This window comes from Streptomyces sp. NPDC060031 (assembly GCF_042736805.1).
Taxonomy (GTDB): Bacteria; Actinomycetota; Actinomycetes; order Streptomycetales; family Streptomycetaceae; genus Streptomyces.
On record NZ_JBHWVM010000068.1, the window covers coordinates 1 to 15,915 of the forward strand.

Here is a 15,915-nt window from a genome sequence, read left to right on the forward strand (position 1 = left end):
GGTGCGCGGCAGCCGGCGCCGCAGCATCGGTGACCGGCGTCAGCCGATCTTCACGGAACTCCACATCTGCTGCAGGCTGTTCTCGGTGTACTTGTAGCTGTCCGAGATCTGGCCCAGCAGGCCGGCGTGCGAGGTGAGCATCTCCTCCAGCGCCTTCACCGCGGCGTCCCAGGTCTGCTGCTTGCCGACGTAGGCCGCCGCGTCGGCACCGGACCAGGTCGTCTTCAGTGTGTTGAGCTCCTGGTCGAGGCTGGCGATCGTCGCCGCGATGGCCTTGGTCTGCTGGACCATGTCGTCGGCGGAGTTGGTCATGGAGCTGTAGTCGACGTGGATGTAGCCGTCGCTGGTGTTTCCGGCCATGCGGGTCTCCGTAAAGTGGTGGGGAATCGATTCAGCGGTGGCGGCAGGGTCAGCCGGTGATGGCCTTGAAGGCCGCCTCGGACCGGCTGAACGCCGAGTCGATGTCCGTATTGGTCGATCCCTGCTGCTCGTTGTGCTTGGCGAGCGTCTGGTTGAGGGTGTCGACCATGCCGTCGAGGTTGCGCAGGATCACGTCGACCTGCTGGTCCCACGCGGTCAGCAGCTTCTGGAAGCCCCCGCCGTCGGAGCCCTGGTAGCCGGAACCGAGGGTGTGCTGCGTGGAGTTGACGTCCGTCCGGATCCGCATGATGCCGGTGAACGCCTGCTCCAGGGCCATGATGCCGCTGCGGGTGGAAGCGACGGACGACTGCTGTCCGTTGATGATGTCCGGTTCCGCCATGGAGATGTCCTTCTCTGTTCGATTTGGTCACCTGCTGGTCTGGGAGATCGCCGATGAGGCGGATGGGTTCCCTTGTGGCGCAGGTGTTTTCAGGCCAAGTTTCCGGACACCGATCACCGGCCCGCGTGCGCCGGCTCGCGGTGCTCCGGAGCGGGTCAGCCACCACACGTGTCCGCGGCCGCCGGAGCGGTCACCGTACGGGCGGCGACCGCCGGGTCGAGCACGGGGCCCGTGGGCAGCATCGACAGCAGCCGGGAGGGCACGCCCTGGGGCGGTGTCCCCTCGTAGCCCAGCGCCTTGGCCGTGGCCTTCGACGCCAGCCGGTACTTCACCCCCGTGTCCGTGACGAGGTACAGGGTGCTGCCGATGCTGCCGCCGCCGGCGCCCAGTGCCTGCACCAGGGCTCCGCCGCCCGCGGGCACCGACACCTGGTCGACCGGCAGGCAGGCCGGGGTGGTGCCCAGGCCCGCCGCGACCGGGCCGGCGGCAGCGGCCGCCTTGCCGAACTGTACGACCGTCAGCCCCACCCGGGGGTTGACCCCGTCCGGCCGCACGCTCACGCACAGCCCCTCACCGGCGTCCGGCGCCAGCAGCCGCGGCGGCGCGGCGGGCAGTCCGTCCGCGGCGGGCGCTCCCGCCGGCGCACCGGTGGCCGTGCCTGCCGCCAACTGGTCCGCGCCCAGCGGGAGCGCGCTGGCGGCCTGTCCCGCGTAGGCCTGCTGCACGGTGCGCGGGTCGCCCAGCAGCAGGGCCGCCGCGGTCGCCGAGACCGGCCGCAGTCCCTCGCCGGTCATCAGGTGGTACTGCTCCTGCCCGCCGGGCGGCCGTACCAGGAAGACCTGTCCGACCTTGGTGGCGCTGCCGCCCAGCGCACGGCCTGCCGTTCCCCGGCCCGGCACCTCCGGGGCCGTCAGGTCGGGGCCCGCGGGCACGCTGTCGAGGAAGGCGGCGCTCACCGGGAGGGCGGTCGCCGCCGAGTAGCCGAGCGCCTGGGGCGCGCCGTGCTCGGCGTCCAGCCGCAGCCGCCGGTCGTGCCACAGCACGTACCGGACGCCGTCCGGGCCGGACACCAGTACGCCCTGGTCGGCGGGGTCGTGCCCGCCCGCCAGCGGATCGGGGCCGGAGGCGGGCTGCCCCACCCGCAGGGAGGTGCGCGCCAGCGTCGCACCCGAGGGGTCGGTGGCGGTCGTCGCGCAGACCAGCCAGAGCCCCTTGTTGACGTCGCCGGGGCCGGGCAGGGTGCCCGGTCCGCCGGCGATGCCCACCGGCAGACCGTGCGGGACCCCGCGCAGCGAACGGGCCGTGACCGTCTTCACCTTGGGCTGTTCACCGAGGATCAGCCGGATCGAGGCGTAGTCCCCGACCGGTCGCAGCGCCCCTTCCAGCAGCAGGTAGCGGTTGCCGGTCTCCTTCTCGACGAGCAGGGCCCGGTCGTCGCGCCAGGTCTGCCCGCCGCCGGGCGAGATCAGCCCGTACAGCAGGAAGGCCACGGCCAGCAGCAGCGATACGGCGATGCCGACGCCCAGCCCGCGCGTGGTCCGGCCGACCGTGCTGTCCGGGGCGTCCGGATCGGCCCGGAGCATGCCCGAGGTGAGCCTTCCGACGACGAACATGTGCGCTTGTACCTGGTCACGCCTGGACTGCACGGCGCCTCCTCTCGGCCGTCATTCGGTCAGCTCCCGATGGCGCGCAGTGCGCCGAACGCACCCAGCACCCACAGGGCCAGCGGCAGCAGGGCCACCGCCGCGATCGAATGCAGCAGGTCGGCCGCGCGGCCCCAGTACGGGACCATCCGGCGGCCGGGCACCGTCCAGGAGGCGATGGCGGCCATCGCGGCCACCGCCAGCAGGACGGCGACGAGCGCGGGCCGCAGCCCCGGGGAGATCCGGGCCGAGGTGGCGAAGGCCAGGAACAGCAGGCCTCCGACACCGGGCAGCAGTACGGCGATCCGGGACGGGGCGGCGCCGATTCCGCGGGCGTGCAGGAGCAGGACCAGGGCCAGCACGCCGGCGGTGATCAGGGCCGGCAGGCCCGGGCGGTCCAGCAGCAGGCCCGCGAGGCAGCCGCCGCAGACGAGCCCGGCGGCCCCGAACAGAGCGGTCATCCACTCCTCGGCCAAGGCGGAGCGGGTCACGACCAGTTCGTTGTCGTGCGGGTCGATGCCCTCTTGGAGCTCGTCGGCGTTGGTCGGCAGGGCGGGCAGCCGCAGGCCCGCGAGGCGGGCCGACAGCGCGGGGACCATGGCCCCGAACACCACGGCCAGTACCGCCGTCAGGCTCGCGGCGTGGGAGGCGGGGATGTCCATCAGCAGCATCAGCGAGCCCCACGCCACTCCGGCCAGAGCCACCACGGCGGAGGAGGTCAGCAGCGGTACGTACGCGGCCACCGCGGCCACCGCCAGTACGGCGCCGCCCGCGCCCGCCGCGGATCCGGCGAGCAGTTGGGCGCCCAGCAGCTCCCCCGGGGCGGCGGCGCCGGACCCGCTCGCGGCGGTCGGCAGCAGCGCGCCCGCCAGGGCCAGGTACGGGGCCGCCATGACGCCGAGCGCGGCGCCCGCGGCGGCGTCGCCCACCGCGCGGCTCGCGGAAGCGGCGCCCGCCAGGACCAGGACCCCGGCGGCGGCCGCCAGCCCGGCCCGCAGCTGGCGGTCACCGCCGGGCAGGGCCAGGGCCAGCAGCCCGGCGGCCAGCACCGCCACCATGACGGCCCGGAGCGTGATCCGGGTGTAGCGCTCGTTCCAGGCTTGCCCGGTGGCCCGCAGGGTGGTGGCGATGCCGTCGACCAGGTCGTCGAAGTGCACCTCGGGCAACCGGTCGGCGCGCGGTCGCAGGTACAGCACTTCCCCGTCGCGCAGTTCGAGCGACTGGGCGGTGCCCTCCTCGTCGAGCGGCGCGCCGCCCAGCTTCTGGAGCACCCAGCCGCCGTGGTCGAGCCCGCTCTCCTCCAGGCCCTCGCCGCCGTACGTCACCAGGGTGGGCAGCAGGTCGGCGATCGGCACCGATGCGGGTACGGCGAGGTCGACGACCCTTTCGGGAGTTCGGACCGTGAGCCGGCACAGGCCGGCCGCCGAGGAATCAGTCATGGGCACGCCACACTTCGGTGAGGGGGTTCTCGCGCAGCAAGAGGGAGATGGCGACGATCGGGTTGCCTGGCAATCCAATGATCATCCGACGACATCATTACAGACCGGCGATTTGGTACACCAGCTCGCATACTCCTGATCATCTGACGTACGGTCTAATCCCGTTGCAGCCGGGAGGCCTCGGCGCCCCGCGCCGGCACACCGCACCCCCAGACCGAGGAGTCCCTCGTTGAGCACGGTCCTTTTCCGGCGTCCGGCCCGCCGCCGGGGCCCCGACATGCCCCAGGGCGAGATGAGCCTGCAGGAGCCGCCCACGCTCCCCGAGGCGCAGCCCAACTCCTCTGCCATGTGGATGTACCTGCCGATGGGCCTGACCTCGGTCGCGATGCTGCTGATGTTCGTCCGTCCCGGCGAGGCGACCGTCATGAGCTACATGGCCATCGGCCTGATGCTGCTCTCCTCCGTCGCCATGGTCGTGGGGCAGTTGGTGCGCACCTCCGGTGACCGCAAGCGCAGGCTGCGCGGCGAGCGCCGCGACTATCTGCGCTACCTCGCCCAAAGCCGCCGCCGCATCCGGCGCACCATCAGCGACCAGCAGCTCGCGCTGGCCTGGCGCCACCCGGAACCGGCCGGGCTGTGGGCGCTGGCCCGCACCTCGCGACTGTGGGAACGCCGCCCCACCGACGACGACTTCGCCGAGATCCGCGTCGCCGTCGGCGACCAGCGGCTCTCCGTACGGCTCGCCCCGATGTCCACCAAGCCCGTCGAGGACCTGGAACCGCTGTCCGCGCACGCGCTGCGCAGTTTCATCCGCGCCTACGGCACCGTGCCCGAGCAGCCGATCGCCCTGTACCTGCGGGCCTGGTCGCGCGTGCTGCTGCGCGGCGAGGACGAGGAGCGGAACCGGTCGCTGGTGCGGGCCGTGCTCGCCCAACTGGCCCTCTTCCACTCCCCCGAGGACCTGTGGATCGCGCTGTGCGTCAGCGACGAGCGGCGCGCCGCCTGGGACTGGGTGAAGTGGCTGCCGCACGCCCAGCACCCCGAGGAGCACGACGGCGCGGGCCCCGCCCGGCTGGTCGGCGCCACCCTCGGGGAGCTGGAAGACCGGCTCGGACCCGAGTTCACCGCCCGCTCCCCCTTCGACCCGGAGGCGCTCCCGGCCCGCGAGGAGCCGTACACCGTCCTGGTGATCGACGGCGGCGCCGTGCCCGCCGGCCACCGCGCGGACGGACCGGGCTACCGCAACACCGTGGTCATCGACCTGTCCGGCGCGCTGTCGTGGAAGCCCGGCCGCACCACCCTGCGCCTCCAGGTGGACGAGGACACGGTGGGCCTGGTCCGCACCGACCGCGAGCGCAAGGAGCAGACCACCGCCCTGGGCCACCCCGACGCCCTCGGCCCGGTCGCCGCCCGCACCCTCGCCACGCTCATCGCCCCCTACCGGATGGGCCTCGCCGTCGACACCGGTGAACCCATGGCCGCCGACACCGAACTCACCGCCCTGCTCGGCATCCCGGACCTGCGCCGCCACGAGCCCGCCACCCTGTGGCAGCGGCGCGTCGACGGCGCCGACCGGCTCAAGGTGCCGATCGCGATCGGCGAGGACGGCAAGCCCGTCGAACTGGACATCAAGGAGTCGGCGCTCGGCGGCATGGGCCCGCACGGCATGCTGATCGGCGCCACCGGCTCCGGCAAGAGCGAGCTGCTGCGCACCCTCGTACTGGGCTTGGCCCTCACCCATTCCTCCGAAACCCTCAACTTCGTCCTCGTGGACTTCAAGGGCGGGGCCACCTTCCTGGGCCTCGACGGCTTGCCGCACACCTCCGCGGTGATCACGAACCTGGCCGACGAGTCCGCACTGGTCGGGCGCATGCAGGACGCCCTGCACGGCGAGCTGATGCGCCGCCAGGAACTGCTGCGCAAGGCGGGGAACTACACCTCCGTCCTGGAGTACGAGAAGGCCCGCGCGGCCGGGACTCCGCTCGCGCCGCTGCCCTCGCTGTTCGTCGTCGTCGACGAGTTCAGCGAACTGCTCGCCGCACACCGTGAGTTCATCGAGCTCTTCGTGATGATCGGCAGGCTCGGCCGCAGCCTCGGCGTGCACCTGCTGCTCGCCTCGCAGCGCCTGGACGAGGGCCGGATGCACCAGCTGGAGAGCCACCTGTCCTACCGCATCGGCCTGCGGACCTTCTCCGCGATGGAGAGCCGCGGCGTGCTGGGCGTCCCCGACGCCTACCACCTGCCGCCGCAGCCCGGCAGCGGCTACCTCAAGAGCGGGGTGGAGGCGCTGACCCGCTTCCGTGCCGCGTACGTCTCGGGACCGCACCGGGGCAGCCGCCTCGGCAACATCCCGCAGGCCCGGATCGCGGGGCAGATCGTGCCCTGGACGACCGACTGGACCGTACCCAGGGACCTCCCCGCCGCTCCCGAACCCGAGCCGGATCCCGCCGGGTCCGAGCACGACACCGGCGAGACGCTGCTCTCCGTGGCCCTGGAACGGCTCGCCGACGCCGGCCCGCCCGCGCACCAGGTGTGGCTCCCGCCGCTGGACCTGCCGCCCACCCTCGACCAGATCCTGCCGCCGCTGGAACCCGACGCCGACCACGGCCTGACCGTCGCCGACCCGCAGGCGCGGGCCCGGCTGGTGGTCCCCGTCGGCATCGTCGACAAGCCCTTCGAGCAGCAGCGCGAGCTGCTCACCGTCGACCTGTCCGGCGCCGGCGGCCACGTCGGCATCGCGGGCGGACCGCAGAGCGGCAAGAGCACCCTGCTGCGTACGCTCATCGCGGCCTTGGCCCTCACCCACAGCCCCCGCGAAGTGCAGTTCTACTGCCTGGACTTCGGCGGCGGCACCCTGTCCGGGCTCACCGGCCTGCCACACGTCGGCGGGGTCGCCGGCCGGATGGACACCGAGCGCATCGGCCGCACCGTCTCCGAGGTCACCTCCCTACTCAACCAGCGCGAGCTGTTCTTCGCCGAGCACGGCATCGACTCCATGGCCACCTACCGGCGCAGGCGCGCGGCCGGCGAGTTCCCCGAGGAGCCCTTCGGCGACGTCTTCCTGGTCATCGACGGCTGGTCCACCCTGCGCAACGACTTCATGGACCTGGTCAGCGTGGTCAACGGAGTCATCGGCCGCGGCCTCAACTACGGGGTGCACGTGGTCATCACCACCGCCCGCTGGGCCGAGCTGTCCCCCGCCGTCCGCGACCAGACCGGCACCCGCCTGGAGCTGCGGATGGGCGATGCCATGGAGTCCGGCATCGACGTCCGCAAGGCCGCCACCGTGCCGCGCGTGCCCGGCCGCGGCCTGACCCCCGAGAAGATGCACTTCCTCGGCGCACTGCCGCGCATCGACGGGGTGGAGGACCCCGAGGACCTCTCCGAGGGCGTCGCCGCCTTCGTCGAGGCCGTCGCCGAGAGCTGGGATGCACCGCCCGCGCCGCGGGTACGGATGCTCCCGACGACCCTGCACGCCGCCGAACTCCCCGCCCCCGAGGGCGATCTGCGCCTGGCGATCGGCCTGGACGAGGAACGGCTCGCCCCGGTGTGGCACGACTTCGCCGAGAGCCCGCACCTGATCGTCGTCGGCGACAACGAGAGCGGCAAGACGGCGATGCTCCGCCTGGTGGCCAAGGCCATCACCGAGCGCTACACCCCCGCCGAGGCCAAGGTGCTGGTCGTGGACTACCGGCGCGGCCTGATCGAGGCCGTGCCCGAGGAGTACCGGCTCGGGCACGCGGTCTCCGCCGAGCCGCTGCGCGACCTGCTCGACGGGACCGGGCGGGCGATGACGACGCGCCTTCCCGGCGAGGACATCACCCCCGCGCGGATGCGGCTGCGCGACTGGTGGACGGGGCCGCGCATCTTCGTGCTGGTCGACGACTACGACATGATCAGCACCACTGCCATGCGCAACCCCTTCGACCCGGTCCTCGACCACCTGCCGCTGGGCTTCGAGGTCGGCCTGCACATGGTCGTCGCTCGCTCGGCGGCGGGCGCGGGCCGCGGCCTCAACGACGCCCTGCTGCGCCGTATGCAGGAGGTCAACACCCCGGCGCTGCTGCTGTCCTGCCCGGCCTCCGAGGGCTATCTCTTCGGCAACGTCAAGCCCCGTACGCTGCCGCCGGGGCGGGCCATCCGCGTCGCCCGCCGCAAGACCAGCCTGGTCCAGCTCGCGCTGCCCGAGGACCCCGCCTCCTGACGCGGGGCGCCGCCGGGCCGTGCGCCCGGACCGCCTACTGCCCGCCGCTGCCGCCCGGCCGCCAGCGGCGGGCGCGGCCGCGCGGGACCACGGCCATCAGAAGCAGTGCCGTCAGGAGTACGGCGCCCGCCCCGCCCGCAACCAGCAGGGCGGTGCGCCCCGCGCCGGTGTCGACGGTGGCGGCGGGCACCCGCAGCGTCCCGGCCGGCGCGGCGGTGCCCGTGCCGGCGCCGGGCGGCTCGGTCGCCGAGACCGCGGCGTAGAGGTCCAGCGCGGGCTGGGCGCCCGGGTAGGCGGTGGCCAGGAGCCTGGCCCGGACCTGCGGACCGGTCAGCTCCGGGTGGTACGCCCGCACCACGGCGGCGCCGCCGGCCACCACGGCGGCCGCCTCCGCGCTGCCCGAGGCCGTCCAGTGCCCGTCGCCCTTCGGGCCGATGCCGACCATGCCGTCGCCGGGGGCCGACAGGTCGGCGTGCTCGGCGACCGGCGCGTTCTGCGGGCGCTCGCCGCCGGGGGCCGAGTCGACCACCGAGATCACACCGGGCAGGGCCGCCGGGTAGACCCGTACCGGCGCGTCGCCCGAGGCACCCGCCTGGTGCTCCGGCGCGGCCGTGGCCACCACCACGGCGTCCTTCTCCAGCGCGTGGGCCACCGCGGCGCGCAGTGCGGGGGTGTCAGCGGCCACGAAGGTGCCGACCACGATGACCTTGGCTCCCGCGTCGGCGGCCTCGGTGACCGCGGCGGCCAGCCGCCCCGCGTCGGGCTCGCCGCGCACACCCGTACCGCGTACGGCCAGGATCCGGGCCTGCGGAGCGATCCCGGAGAGGCCCTGGCCGATGGCGGGCCGGGCTGCGACCAGGCCGGCCAGGAAGGTGCCGTGGCCGGCGCAGTCGCTGCCGGCGTCTCCCAGCGCGGTGACACGGCCGGCCAGCGCGGGCGCGGAAGTGGACACGCCGGTGCCCACCACGGCCACGGTCACCCCGGCGCCCTGGCCCAGCTGCCAGACATGGGCCAGGTTGAGCGCCTGCTGCGCCCAGGGCACCGCCTTGACGACGGTGGCGGACTCGGCGGTGCACGGCTTGTCCGGGGCGACCGCCGTCGCGATGGGCGGCAGGTCCACCCCTTCCGCCGCCGTCGCGTGCGGCGCCGCGGCGCCGGTCAGCACCAGCGCTGCGAGGGCCGCGCCCACGGCCTGGCGGCGTCGGGACGGGTGGGGCTGGCGGGGCGGACGGGCTGTCATGAGGGCTTCCTCACTGTCGCGACGTATCTGCGGGTGGGGTCGGGCCCGGATCAGCGCCGGGAGCCGGAGGGCGGGATGTCCTGGACCAGGAGCATGCGCAGGTCGTCGACGTCGGGCGCGGCCAGGGCGGCGACGCGGCCGGCCTGGCGGGTCATCATCGCCTCCACGGTCTGTCGCGCCAGGCGGGCGTTGCCGAACGACCGGCCCCGGGGAACCGCGTCGAACAGCTCGAGCAGGGCCGCTTCGGTTCCCGGTCCGCATTCGTAGCCCTGGGCCAGCGCGTGGTCGCGGACGATGGTGACCAGTTCCTGCGAGCTGTAGTCCTCGAACTCCACGTGGCGGGTGAACCTCGAGGCCAGTCCCGGGTTGGAGGCCAGGAAGCGGTCCATCTCCTCGGTGTAGCCGGCCGCGATCACCACCACCTCGTCGCGGTGGTCCTCCATCAGCTTCAGCAGGGTCTCCACCGCCTCCTTGCCGAAGTCCGCGCCGCCCGCCGAGTCGGGGGTGAGGGCGTACGCCTCGTCGATGAACAGCACACCGCCGCGGGCGCGGTCGAAGGCGTCCCGGGTCATCTGCGCGGTGTGGCCGATGTAGCGGCCGACCAGGTCGGCGCGCGAGACCTCGATGAGCTGGCCGCGCGGCAGGACGCCCAGGGAGGCCAGGAGTTCGCCGTACAGCCGGGCGGTGGTGGTCTTTCCGGTGCCGGGCGGGCCGGCGAAGACCAGGTGGTTGCTGATCCTGGAGACGGGCAGTCCCGCCTCGCTGCGGCGCTTGGCGGTGGACAACAGGTTGACCAGGTCGGTGACTTCGCGTTTGACGGCCGCCAGACCGACCATCGCCCGGAGCCTCGCGAGCGGCCCCGACTCGCTGTCGGCGTCCTCTTCGGCGTCCTCGGTGAGGTCCACGCCGACGTCCTCGGCGAGCAGTTGGGTCAGCGCGTGCTCGTCGGCGTCGTGGAGCTCCGCGAGCCGGAAGGCCTGCCGGTCGACCATCTCCTCGAACACCTTACGCGCGGTACGGCCGTTGCCGAACACGGCGTCGCGCGGTATGCGGTCGAAGCAGACCACGAGTGCCTCGCGGGCGGACGGGGCGAGTTCGTAGCTGTGGGCGGTGCACATGGCGTCGACGATGGTGACGAGCTCGTCGGTGGTGTAGTCGGTGAACTCGATGCTGCGGGTGAACCGGGAGGCCAGGCCGGGGTTGGAGGCGAGGAAGGACTCCATGTCCGGCGCGTAGCCCGCCGCCACGACGACCACGTCCTCCCGGTGGTCCTCCATCAGCTTCACCAGGGTGTCGATGGCCTCCTGCCCGAAGTCGGCGCCCGATCCCTTGCCGTCGGACAGCAGGGTGTACGCCTCGTCGATGAACAGGACGCCGCCCAGGGCCCGGGTGAACGCCTCCGTGGTCTTGATCGCGGTACCGCCGATGACCTGCGCGACCAGGTCGGCCCGGGAGACCTCCACCAGGTGTCCGGAGCGCAGGACGCCGAGCTGGGCGAGGATGCTGCCGTAGAGCCGGGCGACGGTGGTCTTGCCGGTGCCGGGCGGACCGGCGAAGACCAGGTGCCGGCTCATCGGCGGCAGCGGCAGCCCCAAGCTCGCGCGGCGCTGGGCGAGGCGGTTGAGGTTGATGAGGGTCAGGACCTGCTGTTTGACGCCCGCGAGGCCGACCAGCGCCTCGAGTTCGCCGATGGGGCCCTCCGACGCGCGGCCCGGTACGGGGGCGGGGATCGCCCCGGCGGGCAGCCGCCCTTCCAGACCGCGGGCCTCCTCGGGGGTGCCCCAGATGTCGGGGACGGCGTTGCCGGTGCTGTCGAGGTCTTCCACGCTCACGCGTTCGCCGGCCGTGGTCTGCCGCAGTCCGCTGTCCTTGTTGTCCCGTACGATGCAGCCGCTCAGCGCCACCGGGCCGGAGCCTTCGACGCGGATGCCGTCGCCCTCGTTCGCCGACGCCTCGCAGGCGGTGAGCGCGGCGCGGCCGCCGGCGGCCACGCGGATGCCGTGCGCGCCGGACTTCTCCACCCGGGTGCGCAGCGCGGTGAGTTCGCCGCCGTCCTCCACCTCGATGCCGCCCTCGGCCGCGTTCTCCACGGTGCAGTCGCGCAGGGTCGCGGTGCCGGCCGGGCCGACGGATATGCCGCGGCCGCCGGGCTCGCGCAGGACGGTGCCCGCCACCGACAGGGTGCCCTGGTCGGCCACCCGCAGCGCCGCCCCGCCGGGCCGGTCGATACGGCTGTCCTCCAGTCGGCCGCGGCCGCCGGCCACGACCTCGACGGCGGGCCCGGCGCCGCCGGTGGTCAGGGTGCGGCGCAGCAGGGGGGCGGCGCCGGACCTGATGGACACGGCGGCGCCGCCGGCCTCCTCCACCTCCAGGCCGTCGAACTCGGCGGTGGACTCCTCTTCCAGCAGGACGCCGACGCCCGTGCTGTGGTGGACCCGTACCTGGGTGAGGGTGGGCGCGGAGGGACCCGCGACGCGGATCGCGGCGCTCTCCGCGGTGTGGAAGGAGCTGTCCTCGATGGTGCCCCGCGCCCGGTCGACGACCAGCAGCCCGTGGCCCCGGGTGCGTTCGCTGCGGCAGCGGGTCAGCCGCGGGGCGGCGCCGGAGGACAGTACGAAGCCGTGGCCGGTGGTACCGGTCACCGTGATGTCCTCGAGCCGGCTGCGCCCGGTGGAGGTGACGTACACGCCGACGACCGCGTCGTGCACCTCGGTACGGGCGACCCGCAGGGCGCTCTCGCCTTCGAGGGCGATCGCGGGCTTCTCCGTACCCGATATCCGGCAGTCCTCGATGACGCCCTGCGCATGGCCGTTGGCGAGGATCCCGTTGCCGCGGGCGTCGCGCACGACGCAGCGGCGGACGGTGGCGCGGCCGCTCTCGGCGATCACGACGGCGGAGGTGCCGAGGTTCTCCATGACGCAGGATTCCAGGACGCTCTCCTCGGCCGAGGTGGTCACCACGGCGGCGCCGACCGCGTTGGAGATCCGGCAGTCGCGCAGGACCAGTGAGCCGGTGCCGCGGCCGAGCAGGGCGGTCCAGGCGGCGCCGGTTATGTCGCAGCCGTCCATGGCGATCTGGCCGCGGGGGGCGTCGGCGACGGGGAGTTCGGCGTCGTAGCCGCGCAGTGTGAGGTCGCTGAGCTGGACGGCGTCGGTGAGCAGGGTGAGCGCGGTGCCGTGCCGGGGGGCGATCTCCACTGTGGCGGGGCCGTCGTTGGCGACGAGGGTCACCGAGCTGGTGATGGTGAGCCGTTCCTCGTACGTGCCGGGCAGGATGCGCAGAACGGCGCCGGGGCGGGCTCTTTGCAGGGCTTCACCGATGGTGGGGAAGGCATCGGGCCGACCCGGGCCGACGGTGAGTACCTGACGTGACACGGTGGTTCCTCCCCGGCCCCGTGCCTGGAGACGGCAGGAGGGCAGGCCAGTGGGTGTGGTTGCTGAGTATGACCGTCATGCCGGGCGTGAGGTTCCCGAACCGGGCGGCCCGCCCGGACGCCCCCCGCGCGAACGCCAGCCTAACTGATCTTTACCGGCTGCCGGCTGGCGCCGGCTCACCGCCGAAACAGCCGCGCGGCACGGGCAGAATGGAGGGGCCGGCCACCCATCGCCGAACAGGGAGCGACTGCCGTGAATCAACTTCCCGCGGATCCGACGGTGCTTCACCCGTTCCCCGACCAGCCGCGCGTGGTGTTGCTGAAGCCGCTGGTGACCTCACCGCTGATCGAGGTCGGGGAGTACTCCTACTACGACGACCCGGACGATCCGACCCTGTTCGAGACCCGGAACGTGCTCTACCACTACGGGCCGGAGAAACTGGTCATCGGGAAGTTCTGCGCGCTGGGCACCGGGGTGCGGTTCATCATGAACGGCGCGAACCACCGTATGGACGGCCCCTCCACGTTCCCCTTCCCCATCATGGGCGGCTCCTGGGCCGAACACTTCGACCTGCTCACCGGCCTGCCGGGCAGGGGCGACACCGTCGTGGGCAACGACGTCTGGTTCGGGTACGACACACGGGTCATGCCCGGGGTGCGCATCGGCCACGGCGCGATCATCGCCTCCGGCGCCGTGGTGACGGACGACGTCCCCGACTACGCGATCGTCGGCGGCAACCCGGCCGGGCTCATCCGCACCCGCTACGACGACCACGACATCGCCCGCCTGCTCGCACTCGCCTGGTGGGACTGGCCCGCGGCGCACATCACCGAACACGTCCGGACCATCATGTCGGGCACCGTCGACGACCTCGAAAAGATCGCACCACGCCCCTGAGCCTGCCACGCCACCGGGCGGCGCGGGTCGGGCAAGTCCCGGAAGGGAGAGCCTAGTTGAGGCCGATCGCATCGCAGGCGGCCTTGAACTTGTCGGTGCAGATCTCGGCCACCGTGTAGACGTCGTCCTTGATCACGGTCGCCTTCACGTTGTCCTTGGTGAGGGAGATGCTCGGCACGAGCACCGCCGGCACCCGCTTGGTGGTCGGGCTGTCGACCACCTGGTTGATGATCTCGTCGATCTTCTCGCCCTTGGCCAGCGCGACGGCCATCGCCGCCGCTGCCTCCGCCTCGGGGGCGTACGGCTTGTAGACGGTCATGAACTGCTCGCCCGCCACGATCCGCTGCACGCCGGCGAGTTCGGCGTCCTGACCGGTGACCGGGGGCAGGGTCGACAGGCCGGCCGCCTGAAATCGCGCCGGCACAGCTCGACGATCTCAGCCTTGAACTCCGACGTGAACGAACGGCGAGGGCGAGGCTTCTTCTTCCCCATGCTCTCCATGACGGACACCTCCCGGGGACGAACCCCTGATCTCGAACGTCCGTCAAAGCGGATCAAGCCCCATCCGCTCATAGACGGCGATCACGACTGAGGTGAGCAGCAATCCGCCGCCCGCGTGCCATGTGCCGTCGAGCATGTGGTGGTGGCGGCCTGCGATGACCACGCCCGGCGTCCGCAGACGGGCCCGGAAGGTCCCGGCGGACGCGTCGAAGCTGATGGCCGCGTCGAAGAAGCCGAGTCGGTTGCCGATCGCGGGGAAGCATGCCTTGTAGACGGATTCCTTGGCGCTGAACAGCAGCCGGTCCCACGCGGTCCGGGGATGCAAGAGACGCAGGTGCCGGACATGGTCCTGTTCCTCCGGCCCGGCGATGGTGGGCAGCACGCCGGGCTTCAGGTGGCGATCGGGCTCCGCGTCAATGCCGATGGCGGTGACGTACCGGCGCAGGGACACCGCCGCAGCCCGGTATCCCGCGCAATGGGTCATGCCCCCGACCACTTCGGAGGGCCACCGCGGCGCGCCGTGAAGGCCCGGGAGCAGGGGAACAGGTTCGACGCCGAGTCGCGCCATGGCCCGGCGCGCGCACATCCGTACCGTCGTGAACTCGGCGCGTCGCAGCGGTACGGAACCGGCCACGAGATCAGCCTCCTCCGTGAAGAGGAACCCGCCCGGCGGGTCCCCGAACTCCTCGGCGGCTGCGACGTGCGGCGGCAGCAGGGCAGCGATCACGCGGCACCGCCGGGGGCCGGCAGGATCTGCACCGGCCAAGGACGGTCGAAGGCGTAATTCAGGCGTTCCCGCGGGTAGCCGAGGGACACCTCCTCGAAGCGGACCCCGTCGTGCCACGTGGTACGCGGAATGTGGAGGTGCCCATACACGACGGCGGTCGCGCCGTACCGGGTGTGCCAGTCGGCCGTTTGTTCGCTGCCGCACCACTGCGCGAACTCGGGGTGGCGCAGGACAGCGGTCTCCTCCCGTTTCAGGGGGAAGTGGTTGACGAGTACGACCGGCAGTGCGAAGTCGATCTCGGCGAGCCGTCGTTCGGTCTCCGCCAGACGTGCACGGCACCACGCGTCCCGCGTCGGATGCGGGTCGGGGTGCAGCAGGAACTCGTCGGCGCACACCACGCCGGTCGCCACCGCCCGCGCCAGGGACTCCGCCTTGGTGAGCGTGCCGGGCGCGCGGAAGCTGTAGTCATAGAGGACGAACAGGGGCGCTACGACGGTCGGCCCGCCGTCGCCCTGCCACACCGCGTACGGGTCCTCCGGGGTCAGCACACCGATGGAGCGGCACAGGTCGACGAGGTGCGCGTAGCGTTTCTCGCCGCGCAGTCGGCAGGGGTCCTTCGGATGCGTCCACAGCTCGTGGTTTCCCGGGGCCCAGATGACCCGTTCGAACCGCCGCGCCAGGATGCCCAGCGCTCGTTCCACATCGGAGACGAGCTCGCCCACGTCGCCGGCGACGACGAGCCAATCGCCTTCCGATGTCGGGCGTAGACGCTCCAATACCGAACGGTTCTCGGCGTACGCGACATGCAGGTCGCTGACCGCGAGAAGCCTGGCACTTGTTGTGAGCAACCCGCCGGGGTCGGCCTCCGTCACAATTCCCTCCCGTGTCGCAAGATACCTCATTTGATTTCCGCGGTTTCTGTCGGGGTGGGCACGTAAAACAGAACCCCACACCCTGTTTATTGAATCTTGCATGGTTGCAGTGGGTGGGATCAGCATGGGTTGCACCAGCGAAGGATGCGGCCGGGCGGCCGGTCAAGGTTCCAGCTCCAGAGGATCGATCTTGAAGCCAACCTACGGGGAAACATGGCCGGTTTTCGTCCATCAAGGCTGCAGATCCATTCCGCTTGC

General features: G+C 72.5%; 10 protein-coding genes and 1 pseudogene. 2 read left to right on the plus strand and 9 right to left on the minus strand.

Going from position 1 to position 15,915, the window contains the following annotated elements:
- Positions 1-39 precede the first annotated feature (39 nt).
- From ACFWB8_RS26150 to eccD, 4 genes are all read right to left on the minus strand, one after another.
- Complete coding sequence (locus tag ACFWB8_RS26150; protein WP_385231828.1) at positions 40-360, minus strand: WXG100 family type VII secretion target; 321 nt, start codon at positions 358-360, stop codon at positions 40-42.
- Positions 361-409: 49 nt separating this feature from the next.
- On the minus strand, positions 410-760 hold the full coding sequence (locus ACFWB8_RS26155) for a hypothetical protein (RefSeq protein ID WP_385231831.1): 351 nt from the start codon (positions 758-760) through the stop codon (positions 410-412).
- 155 nt (positions 761-915) lie between these two features.
- Positions 916-2,406 (minus strand): type VII secretion protein EccB, encoded by a 1,491-nt coding sequence (gene eccB, locus ACFWB8_RS26160; RefSeq protein WP_385231834.1) that lies wholly within the window; start codon positions 2,404-2,406, stop codon positions 916-918.
- Between the two features lie 26 nt (positions 2,407-2,432).
- Entirely contained in the window at positions 2,433-3,842 is a 1,410-nt protein-coding gene (eccD, locus tag ACFWB8_RS26165; protein ID WP_385231837.1) for a type VII secretion integral membrane protein EccD, read from the minus strand.
- 229 nt (positions 3,843-4,071) lie between these two features.
- Here eccD and eccCa point away from each other — a divergent pair, with 229 nt between their 5' ends.
- Positions 4,072-8,046 carry a type VII secretion protein EccCa gene (gene eccCa / locus ACFWB8_RS26170; RefSeq protein ID WP_385231840.1) on the plus strand — a complete coding sequence of 1,325 codons (3,975 nt, stop codon included), beginning with the start codon at positions 4,072-4,074 and terminating at the stop codon, positions 8,044-8,046.
- A 34-nt stretch (positions 8,047-8,080) separates the two neighbouring features.
- On the opposite strand, the gene ACFWB8_RS26175 is transcribed toward eccCa, so the two are convergent.
- Together ACFWB8_RS26175 and ACFWB8_RS26180 are read right to left on the minus strand one after the other, a co-directional pair.
- A complete protein-coding gene (locus tag ACFWB8_RS26175) occupies positions 8,081-9,286 on the minus strand; it encodes a S8 family serine peptidase (protein WP_385231843.1) in 1,206 nt (401 codons plus the stop codon).
- A gap of 50 nt (positions 9,287-9,336) precedes the next feature.
- Positions 9,337-12,660: a right-handed parallel beta-helix repeat-containing protein gene (locus ACFWB8_RS26180; RefSeq protein ID WP_385231846.1), complete on the minus strand. Its 3,324-nt coding sequence runs from the start codon at positions 12,658-12,660 to the stop codon at positions 9,337-9,339.
- A 252-nt stretch (positions 12,661-12,912) separates the two neighbouring features.
- Between ACFWB8_RS26180 and ACFWB8_RS26185 the strand changes: the two genes are divergently transcribed.
- A complete protein-coding gene (locus ACFWB8_RS26185; protein WP_385231849.1) occupies positions 12,913-13,557 on the plus strand; it encodes a CatB-related O-acetyltransferase in 645 nt (214 codons plus the stop codon).
- 52 nt (positions 13,558-13,609) lie between these two features.
- On the opposite strand, the pseudogene ACFWB8_RS26190 reads toward ACFWB8_RS26185, so the two are convergent.
- The 3 genes and pseudogenes from ACFWB8_RS26190 to ACFWB8_RS26200 form a co-directional block, all read right to left on the minus strand.
- Positions 13,610-13,966 (minus strand): annotated as a pseudogene (locus ACFWB8_RS26190) (ABC transporter substrate-binding protein); the annotation flags it as partial.
- 135 nt (positions 13,967-14,101) lie between these two features.
- Positions 14,102-14,692, minus strand: a complete 591-nt coding sequence (locus ACFWB8_RS26195; protein WP_385231852.1) for a 4'-phosphopantetheinyl transferase — start codon at positions 14,690-14,692, stop codon at positions 14,102-14,104.
- 89 nt (positions 14,693-14,781) lie between these two features.
- Entirely contained in the window at positions 14,782-15,633 is an 852-nt protein-coding gene (locus tag ACFWB8_RS26200) for a metallophosphoesterase family protein (RefSeq protein WP_385231855.1), read from the minus strand.
- Positions 15,634-15,915 lie beyond the last annotated feature (282 nt).